Consider the following 15249-nt stretch of genomic DNA (forward strand, 5'->3'; position numbering starts at 1 on the left):
ATAGAGGTTAGCCTGGGTTGCAGGCTAATTTAGCCGCCACCTCCTGATGTTCACTCTTTATTGAAAACTCGCAGAGCTTACCGCGAGTAATAAAGGTAAAGATCACTATCGTCAGGCAAACAATAAAGACGATGCCTAACGCAGTTTTTAATGGCGTCATGCCTTTTACTCCTTGTCAAAAAAAGAATAAGAGGCTACTCTCAACCTGTTGGGAGTTGAGGGAGTAGCCTCGGGTAAATGAAAATTTCCCGGGGCTTTCTACTTTCTGTCCCTCAACAATGCTCAAGACAGAAAGTCTTAAGCACCCGCCGCATATCTTATCTCTCTGAATTAAAATGCTAAGATGTAATTCTATTCTGCGTAAATTACATTATTTCTGCGAGCCGCTTTCCAGAATAATAATTTCTATTTCTTATGAATTAATCGGAAATAAAAAGGGAGTGAATATATCACTCCCTTTATTCATCGATGAATTAACGGCTTCAACCCATTGCGCTTTCGCGCAGTCGGGCTTTCAGCTTGTTATATTCGTCGATCACGTACTGTTCCGCCGCGTGCTGATCCGCAATCGGCTCAACGTTGACGGCGCAGTATTTATACTCCGGCGTTTTGGTTATCGGGCTTAAGTTCTCCGTTACCAGCTCGTTGCAGGCACCAATCCACCACTGATAGGTCATATAGACCGCCCCTTTGTTTGGACGATCGCTGACCTGCGCACGGGTGATGATCCGCCCTTTGCGCGAATTCACCCACACCAGCGCCTCGTCCTCAATACCAAGGCGTTCCGCATCGGCGGTGTTGATTTGCGCATAGCCGGGCTCGTCCGCCAGCGCGGCCAGCGCGGCGCAGTTGCCGGTCATCGAACGACAGGAGTAGTGGCCCACTTCACGTACGGTGGAGAGCACCATCGGATACTCATCGGTGAGTTTATCAATGGGCGCGACCCAGTCGCAGGTGAAGAATTGCGCCAGCCCGTTCGGGGTGTCGAATTTCTCCTTAAAGAGATAGGACGTGCCTTGATCGGCCTCCGACTCATCCCGGCACGGCCACTGGATGTATCCCAGCTCACCCATTTTTTCATAGGTGGCGCCGTAGAAGTCCGGACACAGGCTGCGCAACTCGTCCCAGATCTCCTGGGTGTTGTTGTAGTGCATCGGGTAGCCCATACGGGTGGCGATTTCGCTGATGATCTGCCAGTCCGTTTTCAGATCCCATTTCGGCTCGACCGCCTTGAAGAAGCGCTGGAAGCCGCGGTCGGCCGCGGTGTAGACGCCTTCATGCTCGCCCCAGGAGGTCGACGGTAAAATGACATCCGCCGCCGCCGCGGTTTTGGTCATGAAGATATCCTGGACAATCACCAGCTCCAGATCCTCAAACCCTTTACGCACCGCAGAGAGCTCGGCGTCGGTCTGAAGCGGATCTTCACCCATGATGTAGGCCGCACGCACTTCGCCATGCGCCGCGCGGTGCGGCAGCTCGCTGATGCGGTACCCGGTGTGTTCCGGCAGGCTTTCCACGCCCCAGGCCTTCGCGAATTTGGCACGGTTCTCCGGGAACTTCACGTACTGGTAGCCAGGATAAGTATCCGGCAGCGCGCCCATATCGCAGGCGCCCTGCACGTTATTCTGACCGCGCACTGGGTTCACGCCAACGTGGGCTTTACCCAGATTACCGGTCAGCATCGCGAGGCTGGTCAGCGAGCGCACGGTCTCCACGCCCTGGTAGAACTGGGTCACGCCCATGCCCCAGAGGATGGCGGCGGTTTTCGCCCCGGCATACATCCTGGCCGCCTGACGGATCGCCTGCGCGCTGACGCCGGTTATCGCTTCAACCGACTCCGGCGTATAGCCTTCGACTATTTTCTTATACTCTTCAAAGCCTTCCGTACGGGTCGCGACAAACGCCTGGTCGTACAGGTTCTCCTCAATGATGACGTGTCCCATTGCGTTCAACAGCGCGATGTTCGAGCCGTTTTTCAATGCAATGTGCATATCCGCAATGCGCGCGGTTTCAATTTTGCGCGGATCGCAGACGATGATTTTCGCCCCATTCTGTTTAGCGCGAATAACATGGTTCGCGACGATAGGGTGAGAATCCGCCGGGTTATAACCAAAGATGAAGACGAGATCGGTATTATCTATCTCGTTGATGGCATTACTCATTGCGCCGTTACCGACCGACTGGTGCAGACCTGCAACCGATGGGCCGTGTCAGACGCGAGCGCAGCAGTCGACGTTATTGGTACCAATAACGGCGCGCGCGAATTTTTGCATCACATAGTTGGTTTCATTTCCCGTCCCGCGGGAAGAGCCGGTGGTCTGGATGGCATCCGGGCCATACTTGGCCTTGATGGCGCTCAGGCGCGTGGCGACGTAATCCAGCGCCTCGTTCCAGGAGACGGCTTCCAGCTTGCCGCCGCGCTCGCGGCGGATCATAGGGGTTTTCAGGCGCGGGGTAAGGATTTGGGTATCGTTAATAAAATCCCAGCCGTAGTAACCTTTCAGGCACAGCGTGCCCTGGTTGGTTTTCCCCTGTGCGGCCTCCGCCCGGACGATTTTGCCGTTATCGACCACCAGGTGGATCTTGCAACCTGAGGCACAATAAGGGCAAACCGTGACGACTTTTTTCATCAGTCTGCTCCAGTTAATCGAATCGTTCGCACCCACTATGCAGCTTCTATGCCATGTTTTTTGTATGGGTATCCCCTGACTTTACGGCCCATTCGGGGTGAAAACCCTGACAAAAAGCAGCCAATCGTCAAAATTGACGTGTCGACAGGGCGGCGGATGTGACATGGGTTGAATTTCCGTCACTGAAAAAACCTTTTGACTGGAGCCGACGGCAGAATAGTTCAGACTTAACATAATCCCCTGACGGAAGCATACGATGAAACCGGCGATTCTGGTGGTTGATGACGATACGGCAGTCTGCGAACTGCTTCAGGACGTGCTGAGCGAGCACGTCTTTAGCGTGCTTGTCTGCCATAACGGCCAGGATGCGCTGCGCCGGGTACAACAGGAGCCGAATATCGCGCTTGTGTTGCTGGATATGATGCTGCCGGATATTAATGGCCTGCAGGTTCTGCTGCAGCTGCAAAAGCAGCGTCCGGCGCTACCGGTTGTGATGTTAACCGGGCTGGGCAGCGAGTCAGACGTGGTGGTGGGGCTGGAGATGGGGGCCGACGATTATATTGGCAAACCGTTCAACCCGCGCGTGGTGGTCGCCCGGGTGAAAGCGGTGCTGCGCCGTACGGGCGTGCTGGCGGCGGAAGCTCCCGCAGCGCCCGTCGCGGGCATTGCGTTTAACGGATGGACGCTTGATACCACCCGCTGCGAGCTGAGCGATCCGCAGCGTAATCCCGTGCCCTTAACTCAGGGCGAGTACGGCCTGCTGCTGGCGCTCACGCAAAATGCCCGTCGGGTGCTGAGCCGTGACAGGCTGCTCGAGCTGACCCACAGCGAAAGCGCCGACGTGTTCGATCGCACGATTGATGTGCTGATCATGCGCCTGCGCCGGAAAATAGAGGCTAACCCGCATCAGCCTGCGCTGATCAAAACGATCCGCGGGCTGGGTTACGTGTTTGCCACCGATGTGAGCCGGCCCGAACAGGCGGCATAAGGCTTACGTTATCGCCGGAACAATGATGGCGGCAAAGATTGCAGCGATGCACAGATACTTGAGGGCGTAATAGGCCTTACGGTTTCTTTTTTTCAGACGCTGCCCCCGCTCGCGACCTGCATGAACGTATTTAAAAATACGGTTAATGCCGCCAGTGCTGTCATTCTCGTCATTCGGTGAGCTGGCTGCAGACATTAGCGTGGTTCCCACCCAATGGTTAACCGCCTGCGCCCAGCGCCATTTCATCGGACGCTCAATATCGCAGAAAAGAATAATGCGCGTTTGATCCGTTTTATTCTCTGCCCAGTGGACGTAGGTCTCATCAAAAATAACGGCTTCACCATCCCGCCAGCTGTGACGCTGCCTGTCGACTTCAATAAAGCAGCGATCGTCATTCGGTGTGAATAAGCCCAGATGGTAACGAACCGAGCCCGCGTACGGGTCCCGGTGCTTGCCAAGCTTCGCCCCCGCCGGCAGCTCGGCAAACATGGCCGCCTTCACCGAGGGGATTTCACTTACCAGCCGGGTCGTCACCGGGCATAAAGACTGCGCGGAGGGATGGGCATCGGCATACCACTTCAGATAAAAACGTTTCCAGCCGCGTTTAAAAAAGGTGTTAAAGCCAGCGTCGTTATTATTTTCCGCCGCCTTAATATGATGCTGCAAACGCAGGGCCTCTTCGCGAATAACCAGCCAGTTTTCCGTCAGCTTATTTAATTCCGGGAAGCGTTCTGTTTCAAAGAAAGGCTGCCTGGCGGGCAGGGAAGAAAACGCTGTCATAAACATATTGATGGGCGCCATGAACGTCGAATGGTCGAAGAGCTGACGAGAAAGCGTCTGTTTTTCTTTGCCGCGTGAATGCGCATAAATAACGCTGATAATGAAAATACCGATGATGATGGCTGCGAACATTTTTCCCTTGTCCTCTTTCTATCTCATTTCGGAAAAGCGTGCGGACAGTGTGCTGCCCCCGCCGAATATGCCAGATGGAGAGAGTGTAGTTCGGGGATGTAAAATTCATAGAACTGTAATGAAATATCGCAATTATTGTTAAATTACACGCTCTCGCGAATAAACGCCTGCAGCTCGGCCAGCGTTTTTGCGCCGTCAATCGCATTGGCGGCCAGCAGGCTTGCCCGCGCGCAGGCGTGCGCCAGATAAATACTCTCTGTCAGCGGCAGCGATTCATGGCAGCCGTATAAAAAGCCCGCGCAAAAGGCATCGCCCGCGCCGACGCTGCCGATAATCTCTTCCTGCTCCAGCATCCATGACGGGATCCAGCGACCCTCTTCACCGCGGGCTTCTCCCCATGCGCCTTCCGGGCAGTGGATCACCACCCGCTGGCGTACGCCTGCCGCCAGCAGCTGCGCCGCGGCATCGGCGATATGGGCAATGTGCGGGGCGTCGTTTTCATCACGCATTGTCAGGCCGCTAAACTCACCGGCCTCCAGCTCGTTAATGACCAGATAGTCGAGATGGCGCAGGGCAGGGAGCACTAGCGGCTGATAGCGTGGGTCACCCTTGCGGGAAACCAGGTCGAGCGAGGTTTCATACCCCTGCTCACGCATTTGTGCCAGCAGCCGCGCGCTGCGGGTGCCGAACTCGTCATCGGGCATATCCAGGCTGTCGAGCAGCAGGAGATAGCCGAGATGGAAGATCTTCATCGATCCGTCTAAGCGATCGAAAGCGGGAAGATCCAGCAGGCGGTTTGCCCCCGGTGAGTGGAAAAAGGTGCGCTGTCCGCTGGGATCGGTCATCACCTGCGACATGGAGGTTGGCGCAAAGGTGGTGCGCTGTACGCGCTGGCGGTTGACGTGGTACTGGTCGAGCATCGCCAGAATGTAGTCCCCGTCGCTGTCTTCCCCGATCAGCCCCACCGCCTGCAGCGGCAGGCCAACGTGCATTTTCGCCAGCGTCAGCAGGACGTTGAGCGGCGCGCCACCGGTTGAGCGTTCGCTGTGGGTAATTTCCGCCAGCCAGCCGCGCTCCGGCCACTGCACGATCTGGTGGACGTGGTCCACCAGCATATTGCCTGCGGCGATGATGCCTTTGCGTTCCATTATGCCTGCCCCGCGCTGCCAAAGATGCGCATCTGTTCGGCGACCGTATCCGTAATTGCCTCTTCTATGCCCAGCAGCAGCTCGGCAAACTCGTCGTAGAGCGGCTGGCGTTTTGCCATACGCTGCTCCACGGCGGCGAGCGCGGCCTGCGACATCCCGGTATAGAAATTGATTTTATGAATGCCCAGCTCGATGGCGCGGCGGAAGTCGGCATCGCTAATCCCGGAGCCGCCGTGTAAAACCAGCGGCAGTCCCGTCTGTTGACGAATGGCGTCCAGGCGAGGGAAATCGAGCTTCGGCTCGCCTTTATACTTGCCGTGTGCGTTGCCGATAGCCACCGCCAGCGCGTCAATGCCGGTTGAATCGACAAATTCGCGCGCCAGCTGCGGGTCGGTAAAGAAAGCTTCATCCGCATGCCCGTACAGCGCGCCGCCTTCATCGCCCCCGACCGCGCCCAGCTCCGCCTCGACCGAGACGCCCACCGCGTGGCACATCTTCACCACTTCCCGCGTCTGGCGGATGTTTTCCTCATAGCTCAGCGTAGAGCCGTCGAACATCACCGAGCTGAACCCTAAGCGCAGGGCGCGCACCACCGCCTCGAAATGCAGGCCGTGGTCGAGATTGAGCACCACGGGAATGTCGTGACGGGCGGCTTCGAACTTCACCGCTTCGACAAGCGAATCCAGCGACACGTACTTAAAGTGCACTTCGGCGATATTGATGATAAACGGCGAGCGCTCCTGCTTTGCGGCGGCGAACAGCGCGCGCAGGAAGTGGGAATCGAGCACGTTAAATGCGCCCAGCGCATAGCGGTGTTGTCTGGCGTGGGCAAGACCGTCGGCAAGAGAAATCAATGGCATCATTCACCCCTTATATCCGAAACAGGTTGTACTCGTTGCACAGCACCAGCAGCGCCGGCTCGTCTTCTTCGATGTTGTTATAGCGGGCAACGGGCTGCAAAAAGTGGTTGTCGTGTTCATCGTCATTGACCGAGGACACTTCCCCGACCAGCACGTCGCCGAAGCCGCGTTCGCCCCAGAAACTGTGGTAAAGACCGGGCGTCAGGCAGATGCTTTCCCCTGGCGTGAGGCGCAGCTGGCTGCCGGGGGCGTGGGTTTGACGGCAGCCGTCGACGGTGACCGTCACGTCGGTGTTTTCCGTCTCTTCATGCGCCTCGGCATTCCATAATTCCACGATCAGATTCCCGCCGCCCCGGTTGATGATGTCTTCCCGTTTACGCCAGTGAAAATGCATCGGCGTGACCTGGCCGTCCCGCACGTGCATGATTTTTTCGGCATAGTTTTTTTCATACGGCACGCCGTTGGGCGAGCCGTTGCGCAAGGTAAACAGCGTCAGGCCCTGAGCGGCAAAGTTGTTGCCCCCGAATGCCGTCACGTCCCAGCCGAGCCTGAGGTCGAACACTTCCTGCCATGCAGCCTGGTCAAGCTGCTGCCATTTCGTTGGCGGAAAGCTGGCAAAAGGCGGGAGATGAACGTCGTGCATGGAGAAAAACTGCCGCGTGTGGCCGAGGATTTCGTTAATGTCGGAGCGTTTCATGGAGACTCCTTGAAAACAGTTCCCTCTCCCTGCGGGAGAGGGAAAAGGATCATTTGACCGTCCACCCCTTATACGTGCCGACGTTCTTTTTATCGATCATCGTCACCGGGATCAGCACGGGCGCTTTCGGTGCAGGTTTGCCCTGGAGAATGTCATAGCCGATCTCCACCGCTTTTGCCGCCATGACCTGCGGATCCTGCGCCGGGGTCGCCACAAACAGCGAGTTTTCACGCTTCAGCGCTTCCTCACCGTCCGGTGAACCATCCACGCCAACGATAAAGAACTCATTGCGCTGCGCCTGTTTCGCGGCCAGATCGGCGCCGATCGCGGTCGGATCGTTAATCGCAAACACGCCGTCGATCTTCGGATTGGCCGCCAGCAGGGAGGTCATGACTTCCAGACCGCCTTCACGACTGCCTTTGGCGTTCTGGTTATCCGAGAGCACCTTGATATCCGGATGTTTTTTGAACTCCGTCTGGCAACCTTCCACGCGGTTTTGCACCGCTGAGACCGGCGGTCCGTTGATGATCACCACGTTACCTTTCCCTTTCAGGCGGTCGGTAATGTACTTACAGGCCATCTCACCCGCCTGGGTGTTATCGGAGGTGATGGTGGCATCAGCCCCTTCCGCCGCGACGTCAACCGCCACGACCACGATCCCGGCGTCCTTCGCGCGCTTCACCGCCGGGCCGATCCCTTTGGAGTCCGCGGCGTTGAGGATGATCATGTCCACTTTCGCGGCGATGAAGTTGTCGATCTGCGCCACCTGCTGGCCCAGATCGTAACCGCTGGAGACCAGCGTCACCTTGACGTTATCCCCCGCCAGCTTGCGCGCTTCCAGCTCGGCACCTTTGGTGATCTGCACGAAGAACGGGTTAGCCAGGTCACCCACCGTCACGCCAATGGACTTCAGATCTTTCGCCTGCGCAAACGGCGTTGCGGCAAGCAGCGCGCCAGCACAGAGCGCGGTTACTAATGGTTTCAAACGCATCTTGTCTTCCTCACTCGTAGGGTATTGTTGTTATGCACTTTGATGGTGTCGGGTACGGTATTTGTCGATCAGCACCGCAATGATGATCACCGCCCCTTTGATCACCAGCTGCCAGAAGTAGGAGACGCCCATCAGCGTCATGCCGTTGTTGAGGGTGGCGATGATCAATGCGCCGACCAGCGTGCCGGTGATCGTGCCGATCCCGCCGACAAAGCTGGTGCCGCCGAGGATCACCGCCGCAATCGCATCCAGCTCGTAACCCGTGCCGAGGTTGCCGTTAGCGCTGTAGAGGCGTGAGGCGCTCATGACGCCGCCGAGGCCGGAGAGCAGGCCGCTCATGCCGTAGACAAACAGCAGCACCAGCCAGACCTTAATGCCCGTTAAGCGCGCCGCCTGCATGTTGCCGCCCACGGCGTAGATATGAACGCCGAGCGTGGTACGGCGCAGGATGAACCAGCACACCACGATGACCGCCAGGGCGATCACCACCAGCCAGGGAATTGGGCCGAGATAGTTATTGCCGATCCACTCGAAGTTGATGTTCGAGTTAATGACCGTCGTGCCGTCGGCCAGCAGGTACGCCGCGCCGCGCAGCGCCGTGTAGGTGCCGAGCGTGACGATAAAGGGCGGCAGCCCGGCAAAGGCCACCAGCGCGCCGTTAAACAGGCCCAGCACCATGCCGAGCATCAGCGCGGCGGGAATGGACAGCCCGGCGAATTCGGGAATAAGCGATACCACCATCGCGGCTACCGCCGTGGTGCCGAGAATCGACCCCACGGAGAGGTCAATCCCGCCGGTCAGGATAATAAAGGTCATTCCCGCCGCCAGCACGATGTTGATCGACGCCTGACGGGTAATGTTGAGCAGGTTGCTCTCGGTAAAGAAGTTCGGGGCAATAAAGCCAAAAACCGCCACAATCAGGATAAGAATTGGCAAAATACCGACCGTTTGCATCAGATCGCTCATCAGCATTTTTTTGGCGGAGGCAGATTTCGCCACCTGCTGCGGATGGGTTGGAGTTGTCATGGTTACACCGCCTGATGATGAGTGTCGTTCACGCCGGTTGCCAGCGTCATAATGTTTTCCTGAGAGATGTCACGCCCGTGAAGCTCGCCCGCGATGCTGCCTTCGCGCATCACGTACACCCGGTCGCTCATCCCCACCACTTCCGGCAGCTCGCTGGAGATCATCAGAATCGCCACCCCTTTACGCGCCATCTGGTTCATGATGCGGTAGATCTCGCTTTTCGCCCCGACGTCCACGCCGCGCGTGGGTTCGTCCAGAATCAGAATGCGTGGGCCAATCGCGACCCAGCGGGAGATGAGCAGCTTCTGCTGGTTGCCGCCCGACAGCCCGCCCGCGCGCACCTGAGCATGCGGTACGCGGATGTTAAGCAGGGCGATGGCGTCATCGGAGATGGCCTGCGCTTTTTTGCGGTTTAACATGCCGAAGGTGGCGTCGCGCTCCAGCGTCGCCATGGTGATGTTCTCCTGCGCCGCCAGCTCCAGGAACAGCCCCTGCTCCTTGCGGTTCTCGGTGAGAAAACCGATGCCGTTTTCGATGGCCGCACGCGGGGAGTGGATCACCACCGGCTCGCCGTCGACCTCAATCATGCCGCCCGTGGCTTTGCGCACGCCGAAGATGAGTTGTGCCAGCTCGGAACGTCCGGCCCCGACCAGCCCCGCCAGCCCGACGATTTCGCCGGAACGCACCTGCAGGCTGCAGGGTTGTACTTTTTTACCGTCGGTGAGGTGATGCACGTTGAGGCGCGGGCTGCCGAGGGGGATATCACGCTCCTTGTTGAACAGGTCGCTTAACGGTCGTCCCACCATCATGCGCACCAGCTCGGAAGCGTTGAGCTTGTCGCGCGTCAGACTGCCGACGTACTGCCCGTCGCGCAGAACGCTGACGCGGTCAGAGAGTTCATACACTTCCGCCATGCGGTGGCTGATATAGATGATCGCCATCCCTTCATCGCGCAGGCGCAAAATCAGTTCAAACAGGCGATGCGTTTCCCGCGAGGAGAGGGCGGCGGTGGGTTCATCCATCACCAGAATGCGGCTGTTGCGGTGCAGCGCGCGGGCAATTTCTACCTGCTGCTGTTCGGCGATGGTGAGCTTCATCACCAGATCGGTGGCGCTGAACTGTGCGCCGAGGCGGTCAATCACCGCCTGCGCCTGGGCAGCCATCTCTTTGCGCTGCACCATCCCGCCGCGCGACAGCTCGCTGCCGAGGAAGATATTTTCGGCTACGGTCAGATTGGGCGCGAGCTGCATCTCCTGATAAATCAGGGTGATGCCCGCGGCCAGCGCATCCTTCGGCCCTTTAATGTGAAACGGCTGACCGTCGATCAGGATCTCGCCGCTGGTCGCGGTATAGGCCCCCGCGAGGATTTTCATCAGCGTGCTTTTTCCCGCGCCGTTTTCGCCCATCAGCGCGTGGATCTCACCGGGAAAAACCGTCAAATCCACACCCTTGAGCGCGTGGAAACTGCCAAACGTTTTGGCAATGCTGCGCATCTCTAATACCGGGGTTCTGCTCATGGCGGATCTCCTGTGAATGCCGATTTCTGCACTTCATCACAGGTGCGTAAATGCAAAATGTCAGAAGCTGTTCATATTTGTCATAGTTATGAATAGCTAATGTGGATCACAGTTATTGAATTACCCTCACCCCGGCCCTCTCCCTGAAAGGGAGAGGGAGCAAATTATTCCCTCGCCCCTTTGGGGAGAGGGTTAGGGTGAGGGGACAACAAACCGCAAAGGAGCCTCAATCCATGCCATCACACCGCCCCCCGTTCTTCGCCAGCGCCCGCGGTCGCCTGCTGATTTTCAATCTGCTGGTGGTCGCCGTGACGCTGATGGTGAGCGGCGTGGCGGTACTCGGCTTCCGTCACGCCAGTCAAATCCAGGAGCAGGTGCAGCAGCAAACGCTGGACGATATGACCGGCAGCATGAACCTGGCCCGCGATACCGCCAACGTGGCGACGGCGGCGGTGCGGCTCTCGCAGGTGGTGGGGGCGCTCGAGTACAAAGGAGAAGCCGAGCGCCTGAAGCAGACGCAAATGGCCCTGCGCCATTCGCTGGAACAGCTTGCGGAGGCGCCGCTGGCGCAGCAGGAGCCAGTCCTGGTGGCGCGTATTATTCAACGAAGCAATGAGTTACAGCAGAGCGTGACGGAGATGCTGGAGCGCGGACAGCGACGCCATCTTGAGCGTAACGCGTTGCTGAGCTCGCTATACCAAAGCCAGAGTTACCTGCGTCATCTGCAGGACATCAATCGCCGTTATGACAGTAACGTACCGGGTGCGCAGCAGCTGATGGAGATGGACCGGCTGATCGCCGCCGCCATCGATACCCCTTCGCCGCGCGCGACCATTCAGCAACTGGACGCGGTGGCCGCAACGTTGCCCCGGAGTGCCGCACAGCCGGTCGTAAAGACGGTTCTGCCTGATTTTAATGCCGAGCTAGGTCAGCTCGCCCCGCTGTCGAAGCAGCTGGAAGAGAGCGATCTGGCGATAAGCTGGTATATGTTCCACATCAAGGCGCTGGTGGCGATCCTCAACAGCGACATCAATCAGTACGTGGAGCAGGTGGCGCAGGCCTCCCGGCTTCGCACCGCCCAGAGCCATCACGAACTGCAATCCATCAGCGTATTTATCACCATTTTCGCCGTGCTGGCGCTGATCATCACCGGGTGTGCCTGCTGGTATATCTACCGCAATCTGGCCTCCAACCTGACGGCCATTTCCCGGGCGATGTCGCGTCTTGCTCACGGTGAACAGGATGTGTCCGTCCCCGCGCTGCAGCGGCGCGATGAGCTGGGTGAACTGGCGCGCGCGTTTAACGTTTTTGCCCGCAACACCGCCTCGCTTGAGCACACCACGCGCCTGCTGAAAGAAAAAACCACGCAGATGGAGATCGACCGCATTGAGCGTCAGGGGCTGGAAGAGGCGCTGCTGCACAGCCAGAAAATGAAGGCCGTTGGGCAACTGACGGGCGGGCTGGCGCATGATTTTAATAACCTGCTGGCGGTGATCATCGGCAGTCTTGAGCTCACCGACCCCGAATCAAAAGATGCGCCGCGCATTACCCGGGCGCTGAAGGCGGCCGAGCGTGGCGCCTTACTGACCCAGCGCCTGCTGGCGTTTTCCCGCAAGCAATCCCTGACGCCGCATGCGGTAGAGATGCAGCCGCTGCTGGAGAACCTTCGGGAACTGCTGCGTCACTCCTTGCCCGCCACCCTGACCCTGGAAATTGAAGCGCAATCCCCGGCATGGCCCGCATGGATCGACGTCAGCCAGCTGGAAAACGCCATCATTAATCTGGTGATGAACGCGCGTGATGCGATGGAAGGGCAAAGCGGAGTGATTAAAATTCGCACCTGGAATCAGCGCGTTACCCGCAGCGACGGACGCAGGCAGGATATGGTGGCGCTGGAAGTCATTGACCGCGGCAGCGGCATGTCGCAGGAGGTCAAATCCCGGGTCTTTGAACCATTCTTCACCACCAAACAGACCGGGAGCGGGAGCGGGTTAGGCCTGTCGATGGTGTACGGCTTTGTGCGCCAGTCCGGTGGTCGCGTGGAGATTGAAAGCGCGCCGGGACAGGGAACGACCGTGCGGCTTCACCTCCCGCGCTCGACGCAGCCCGCCGCTGTAGATGATGAAGCGCTGTCAGCCACCGCCTCCGTCGAGAGCGAGCGCCTGGTGCTGGTGCTGGAGGATGAAGCGGATGTCCGTCAGACCCTGTGCGAGCAGTTGCACCAGCTTGGCTATCTGACGCTCGAAGCGGACAACGGCGAGCAGGCGCTGAACATGCTGGCGGCGTCGCCGGATATTGGCATGTTTATCAGCGACCTGATGTTGCCCGGAAGCCTGAGCGGGGCCGAGGTGATTAGCCATGTGCGCAGTCACTATCCGCAGCTTCCGGTGCTGCTGATCAGCGGCCAGGATTTACGGCCCACGCATAATCCTCAGCTGCCGGACGTTCCGTTATTGCGTAAGCCGTTTACGCGGGCGCAGCTGGCGCAGGCTCTGCGGAAAATATGTTTTTAAATGCCCCTGTTTAGGATTTCATCAAGAGCATCGTTGACGCCGGTGATGTTAATCTGCGCAAAATTTAGCAGATTGGGATATAAAAGGAATTATGCCGGTACTCACAAAGGGGGACTCACAAATGATCGTGATGCCTACAACATACAGCCCGAGCACAATTGCCAGGTCGTTTAAACTCGTTGATGAGTTTGAGCTTTCCGGGCGAGTGCTACATGTTATTTTTGATAGCCAGACGCCAAGAGCTGCGATTATTGAAGCGGATATCGAAACCTTCGATGGGGTGCCCCGGCATCGGGTTGTTGCTGCCCTGGATTTACAACGTAAAACGCATTTGGGTGAAGATATCATTGCCGTCGAGCGCTGTTGGGAAGATGCCAATGTTATTCAGGTAGAAGGTATCTGTGTTGATCCCGCCGAGCGTGACAAGGGACTGGCAACTCGCCTGTATGAAGCCCTGGTATTACAGTGTGGCGTGACACTTGTCAGCGACTTTGAACAATATGAGGGTGGGAAGATGCTCTGGCAGAAAATTGCCCGTGAGTCTGACCAAATCGCTGTATTTGTTCTCGATACCGAGCAGGGCGCATTTTGGCCGTATGATGGTAGCAAGGTTATCTATGACGGAGGGTGTATCCCCGAAGATCGTATCTGGAGCCATTCGCCGGATCAAAAATGCTACGGCATCGTCCTGGTCGCAGAAAATAAACAGCGTGCGAATCAACTGATGGAAGTCCCAGGACACAACTGAATTTGAGATTCCTCCGCTACCCCCGTTTCCTGCTGTTCATTATCGTAAGGCCAGTTCACCTGCGAGTCTGGCCTTATGAAACGTTACTCAACTGCTCTGTTATTTGGTCTGCTGTCACTCACCAGCCAACTGGCTCATGCCGACATTGTTGATGATGCTATTGGCAACATTCAGCAGGCGATCAACGATGCCTACAACCCCAGCAGCAGCCGCAGCAATGACGACGACGATCGTTATGACCGCAGCCGTCAAATCGACAGTCGACAGTACGACGATCGTCGTCGGCAGCTCGAAGACAGACGCCGCCGTTTAGACGAGCGCCAGCGCCAGCTGGATGACGACAGGCGTCGGTTAGAAGAGGATGAGCGCAGGTTAGAAGACGATTACGATCGAGGTTAAGTGCGGCCTGTTGCCCTCACCCCAACCCTCTCCCACGGGAGAGGGAGAAAACCTAGTCCAGCACCAGCACCATCCCGTCATACCCCGCTTCAATGCCGTCGGGCAGCGGGTTATCCATCATCCACACGTCAAACTGATGGCTGATATGCGTCAGGATCACCTGCGGGCAGCCAATCACCTCGTTTAGCGCCATCACGGTATTTAAGTCGCAATGGTTTCGCGGCGTCTCGTCGCGCGGTTCGTGGCTGCAGTCGATAATCATCGCCTGCGGCTGATTGTTGAGCAGGAACTTCACCGTTTTATCCGGCAGCCCGGCGGTGTCGGACAGCCAGGCCACGCGGCTGTGGGCCGATTCCAGCAAATACCCGAAGGTCAGTTTCGAATGGTTGAGCGGCAGCGGCGTGACCCGCAAACCCTGGAGCTCAAACATGACAAAGGGGTCGACCGTGTGGCTGAAATCCAGAATCCCCGGATGTTTAAACAGGTCGTCGCATCCCGCTTCATCCGGCGGACCGTAAACGGGGATCGTCGCGCCCACGCCCCAGCGCAGGGGGAAGAGTCCCTGGACGTGATCCATATGGTAATGGGTCAGCAAAAACTGCTGAAAGCTGCCAGCGGCCCAGTCGTCCATCAGGTGCGGAATACCGGCATCCAGCAGGGTCACCGCATCGTTGAATTTGACCACCGCGCTACAGGGACGACGGCGGTAGTTATCCTGCAGGCGCGCCCGGCGACACGCCGCGCAGTCGCAGCCAAAGACCGGCACGAGTTGCGCGCTTCCGGTTCCTGTTAACGTGATTGTCAGACTCATAACGCACCT

General features: G+C 57.8%; 14 protein-coding genes. 4 read left to right on the forward strand and 10 right to left on the reverse strand.

Annotated elements, in window-relative coordinates; genetic code table 11:
* Positions 1 to 7: 7 nt before the first annotated feature.
* Together ACMWJS_RS12960 and fdhF are read right to left on the reverse strand one after the other, a co-directional pair.
* Complete coding sequence (locus ACMWJS_RS12960; protein WP_045909184.1) at positions 8 to 160, reverse strand: Hok/Gef family protein; 153 nt, start codon at positions 158 to 160, stop codon at positions 8 to 10.
* Positions 161 to 482: 322 nt separating this feature from the next.
* Entirely contained in the window at positions 483 to 2630 is a 2148-nt protein-coding gene (gene fdhF / locus ACMWJS_RS12965; protein ID WP_082087749.1) for a formate dehydrogenase subunit alpha, read from the reverse strand.
* A 256-nt stretch (positions 2631 to 2886) separates the two neighbouring features.
* Between fdhF and ACMWJS_RS12970 the strand changes: the two genes are divergently transcribed.
* A complete protein-coding gene (locus ACMWJS_RS12970; protein ID WP_126534922.1) occupies positions 2887 to 3618 on the forward strand; it encodes a response regulator in 732 nt (243 codons plus the stop codon).
* A gap of 3 nt (positions 3619 to 3621) precedes the next feature.
* On the opposite strand, the gene lpxO is transcribed toward ACMWJS_RS12970, so the two are convergent.
* The 7 genes from lpxO to ACMWJS_RS13005 form a co-directional block, all read right to left on the reverse strand.
* A complete protein-coding gene (lpxO, locus tag ACMWJS_RS12975) occupies positions 3622 to 4530 on the reverse strand; it encodes a lipid A hydroxylase LpxO (RefSeq protein WP_008500041.1) in 909 nt (302 codons plus the stop codon).
* 143 nt (positions 4531 to 4673) lie between these two features.
* Entirely contained in the window at positions 4674 to 5678 is a 1005-nt protein-coding gene (locus tag ACMWJS_RS12980) for a carbohydrate kinase family protein (protein WP_063622854.1), read from the reverse strand.
* Positions 5678 to 6538, reverse strand: a complete 861-nt coding sequence (locus ACMWJS_RS12985; RefSeq protein ID WP_048226469.1) for a ketose 1,6-bisphosphate aldolase — start codon at positions 6536 to 6538, stop codon at positions 5678 to 5680. The genes ACMWJS_RS12980 and ACMWJS_RS12985 overlap by 1 nt, the downstream gene beginning before the upstream one ends.
* A gap of 10 nt (positions 6539 to 6548) precedes the next feature.
* The gene (locus ACMWJS_RS12990; protein ID WP_414747161.1) at positions 6549 to 7235 is read right to left on the reverse strand and encodes a D-lyxose/D-mannose family sugar isomerase; all 687 of its coding nucleotides are present in this window, start codon (positions 7233 to 7235) and stop codon (positions 6549 to 6551) included.
* Positions 7236 to 7284: 49 nt separating this feature from the next.
* A complete protein-coding gene (locus tag ACMWJS_RS12995) occupies positions 7285 to 8226 on the reverse strand; it encodes an ABC transporter substrate-binding protein (protein ID WP_021242935.1) in 942 nt (313 codons plus the stop codon).
* Between the two features lie 30 nt (positions 8227 to 8256).
* Complete coding sequence (locus ACMWJS_RS13000) at positions 8257 to 9252, reverse strand: ABC transporter permease subunit (RefSeq protein ID WP_048030254.1); 996 nt, start codon at positions 9250 to 9252, stop codon at positions 8257 to 8259.
* A 2-nt stretch (positions 9253 to 9254) separates the two neighbouring features.
* Positions 9255 to 10769 (reverse strand): sugar ABC transporter ATP-binding protein, encoded by a 1515-nt coding sequence (locus tag ACMWJS_RS13005; RefSeq protein ID WP_371899537.1) that lies wholly within the window; start codon positions 10767 to 10769, stop codon positions 9255 to 9257.
* Positions 10770 to 11002: 233 nt separating this feature from the next.
* Between ACMWJS_RS13005 and ACMWJS_RS13010 the strand changes: the two genes are divergently transcribed.
* The 3 genes from ACMWJS_RS13010 to yjdP all read left to right on the forward strand — a co-directional run bounded on the left by ACMWJS_RS13010 (position 11003) and on the right by yjdP (position 14429).
* Positions 11003 to 13282 (forward strand): ATP-binding protein, encoded by a 2280-nt coding sequence (locus tag ACMWJS_RS13010; RefSeq protein ID WP_414747162.1) that lies wholly within the window; start codon positions 11003 to 11005, stop codon positions 13280 to 13282.
* A 121-nt stretch (positions 13283 to 13403) separates the two neighbouring features.
* A complete protein-coding gene (locus ACMWJS_RS13015) occupies positions 13404 to 14030 on the forward strand; it encodes a GNAT family N-acetyltransferase (RefSeq protein WP_008500049.1) in 627 nt (208 codons plus the stop codon).
* A 75-nt stretch (positions 14031 to 14105) separates the two neighbouring features.
* The gene (gene yjdP / locus ACMWJS_RS13020; RefSeq protein ID WP_033144428.1) at positions 14106 to 14429 is read left to right on the forward strand and encodes a DDRRRQL repeat protein YjdP; all 324 of its coding nucleotides are present in this window, start codon (positions 14106 to 14108) and stop codon (positions 14427 to 14429) included.
* A gap of 52 nt (positions 14430 to 14481) precedes the next feature.
* Here the strand turns inward: yjdP and phnP are convergent, their stop codons facing one another.
* On the reverse strand, positions 14482 to 15240 hold the full coding sequence (gene phnP, locus ACMWJS_RS13025; RefSeq protein ID WP_414747163.1) for a phosphonate metabolism protein PhnP: 759 nt from the start codon (positions 15238 to 15240) through the stop codon (positions 14482 to 14484).
* Between the last annotated feature and the right edge of the window lie 9 nt (positions 15241 to 15249).

This window comes from Enterobacter sp. HK-058-C-ECC (genome assembly GCF_047531125.1).
In the GTDB taxonomy this organism is placed as follows: Bacteria; Pseudomonadota; Gammaproteobacteria; order Enterobacterales; family Enterobacteriaceae; genus Enterobacter; species Enterobacter quasiroggenkampii.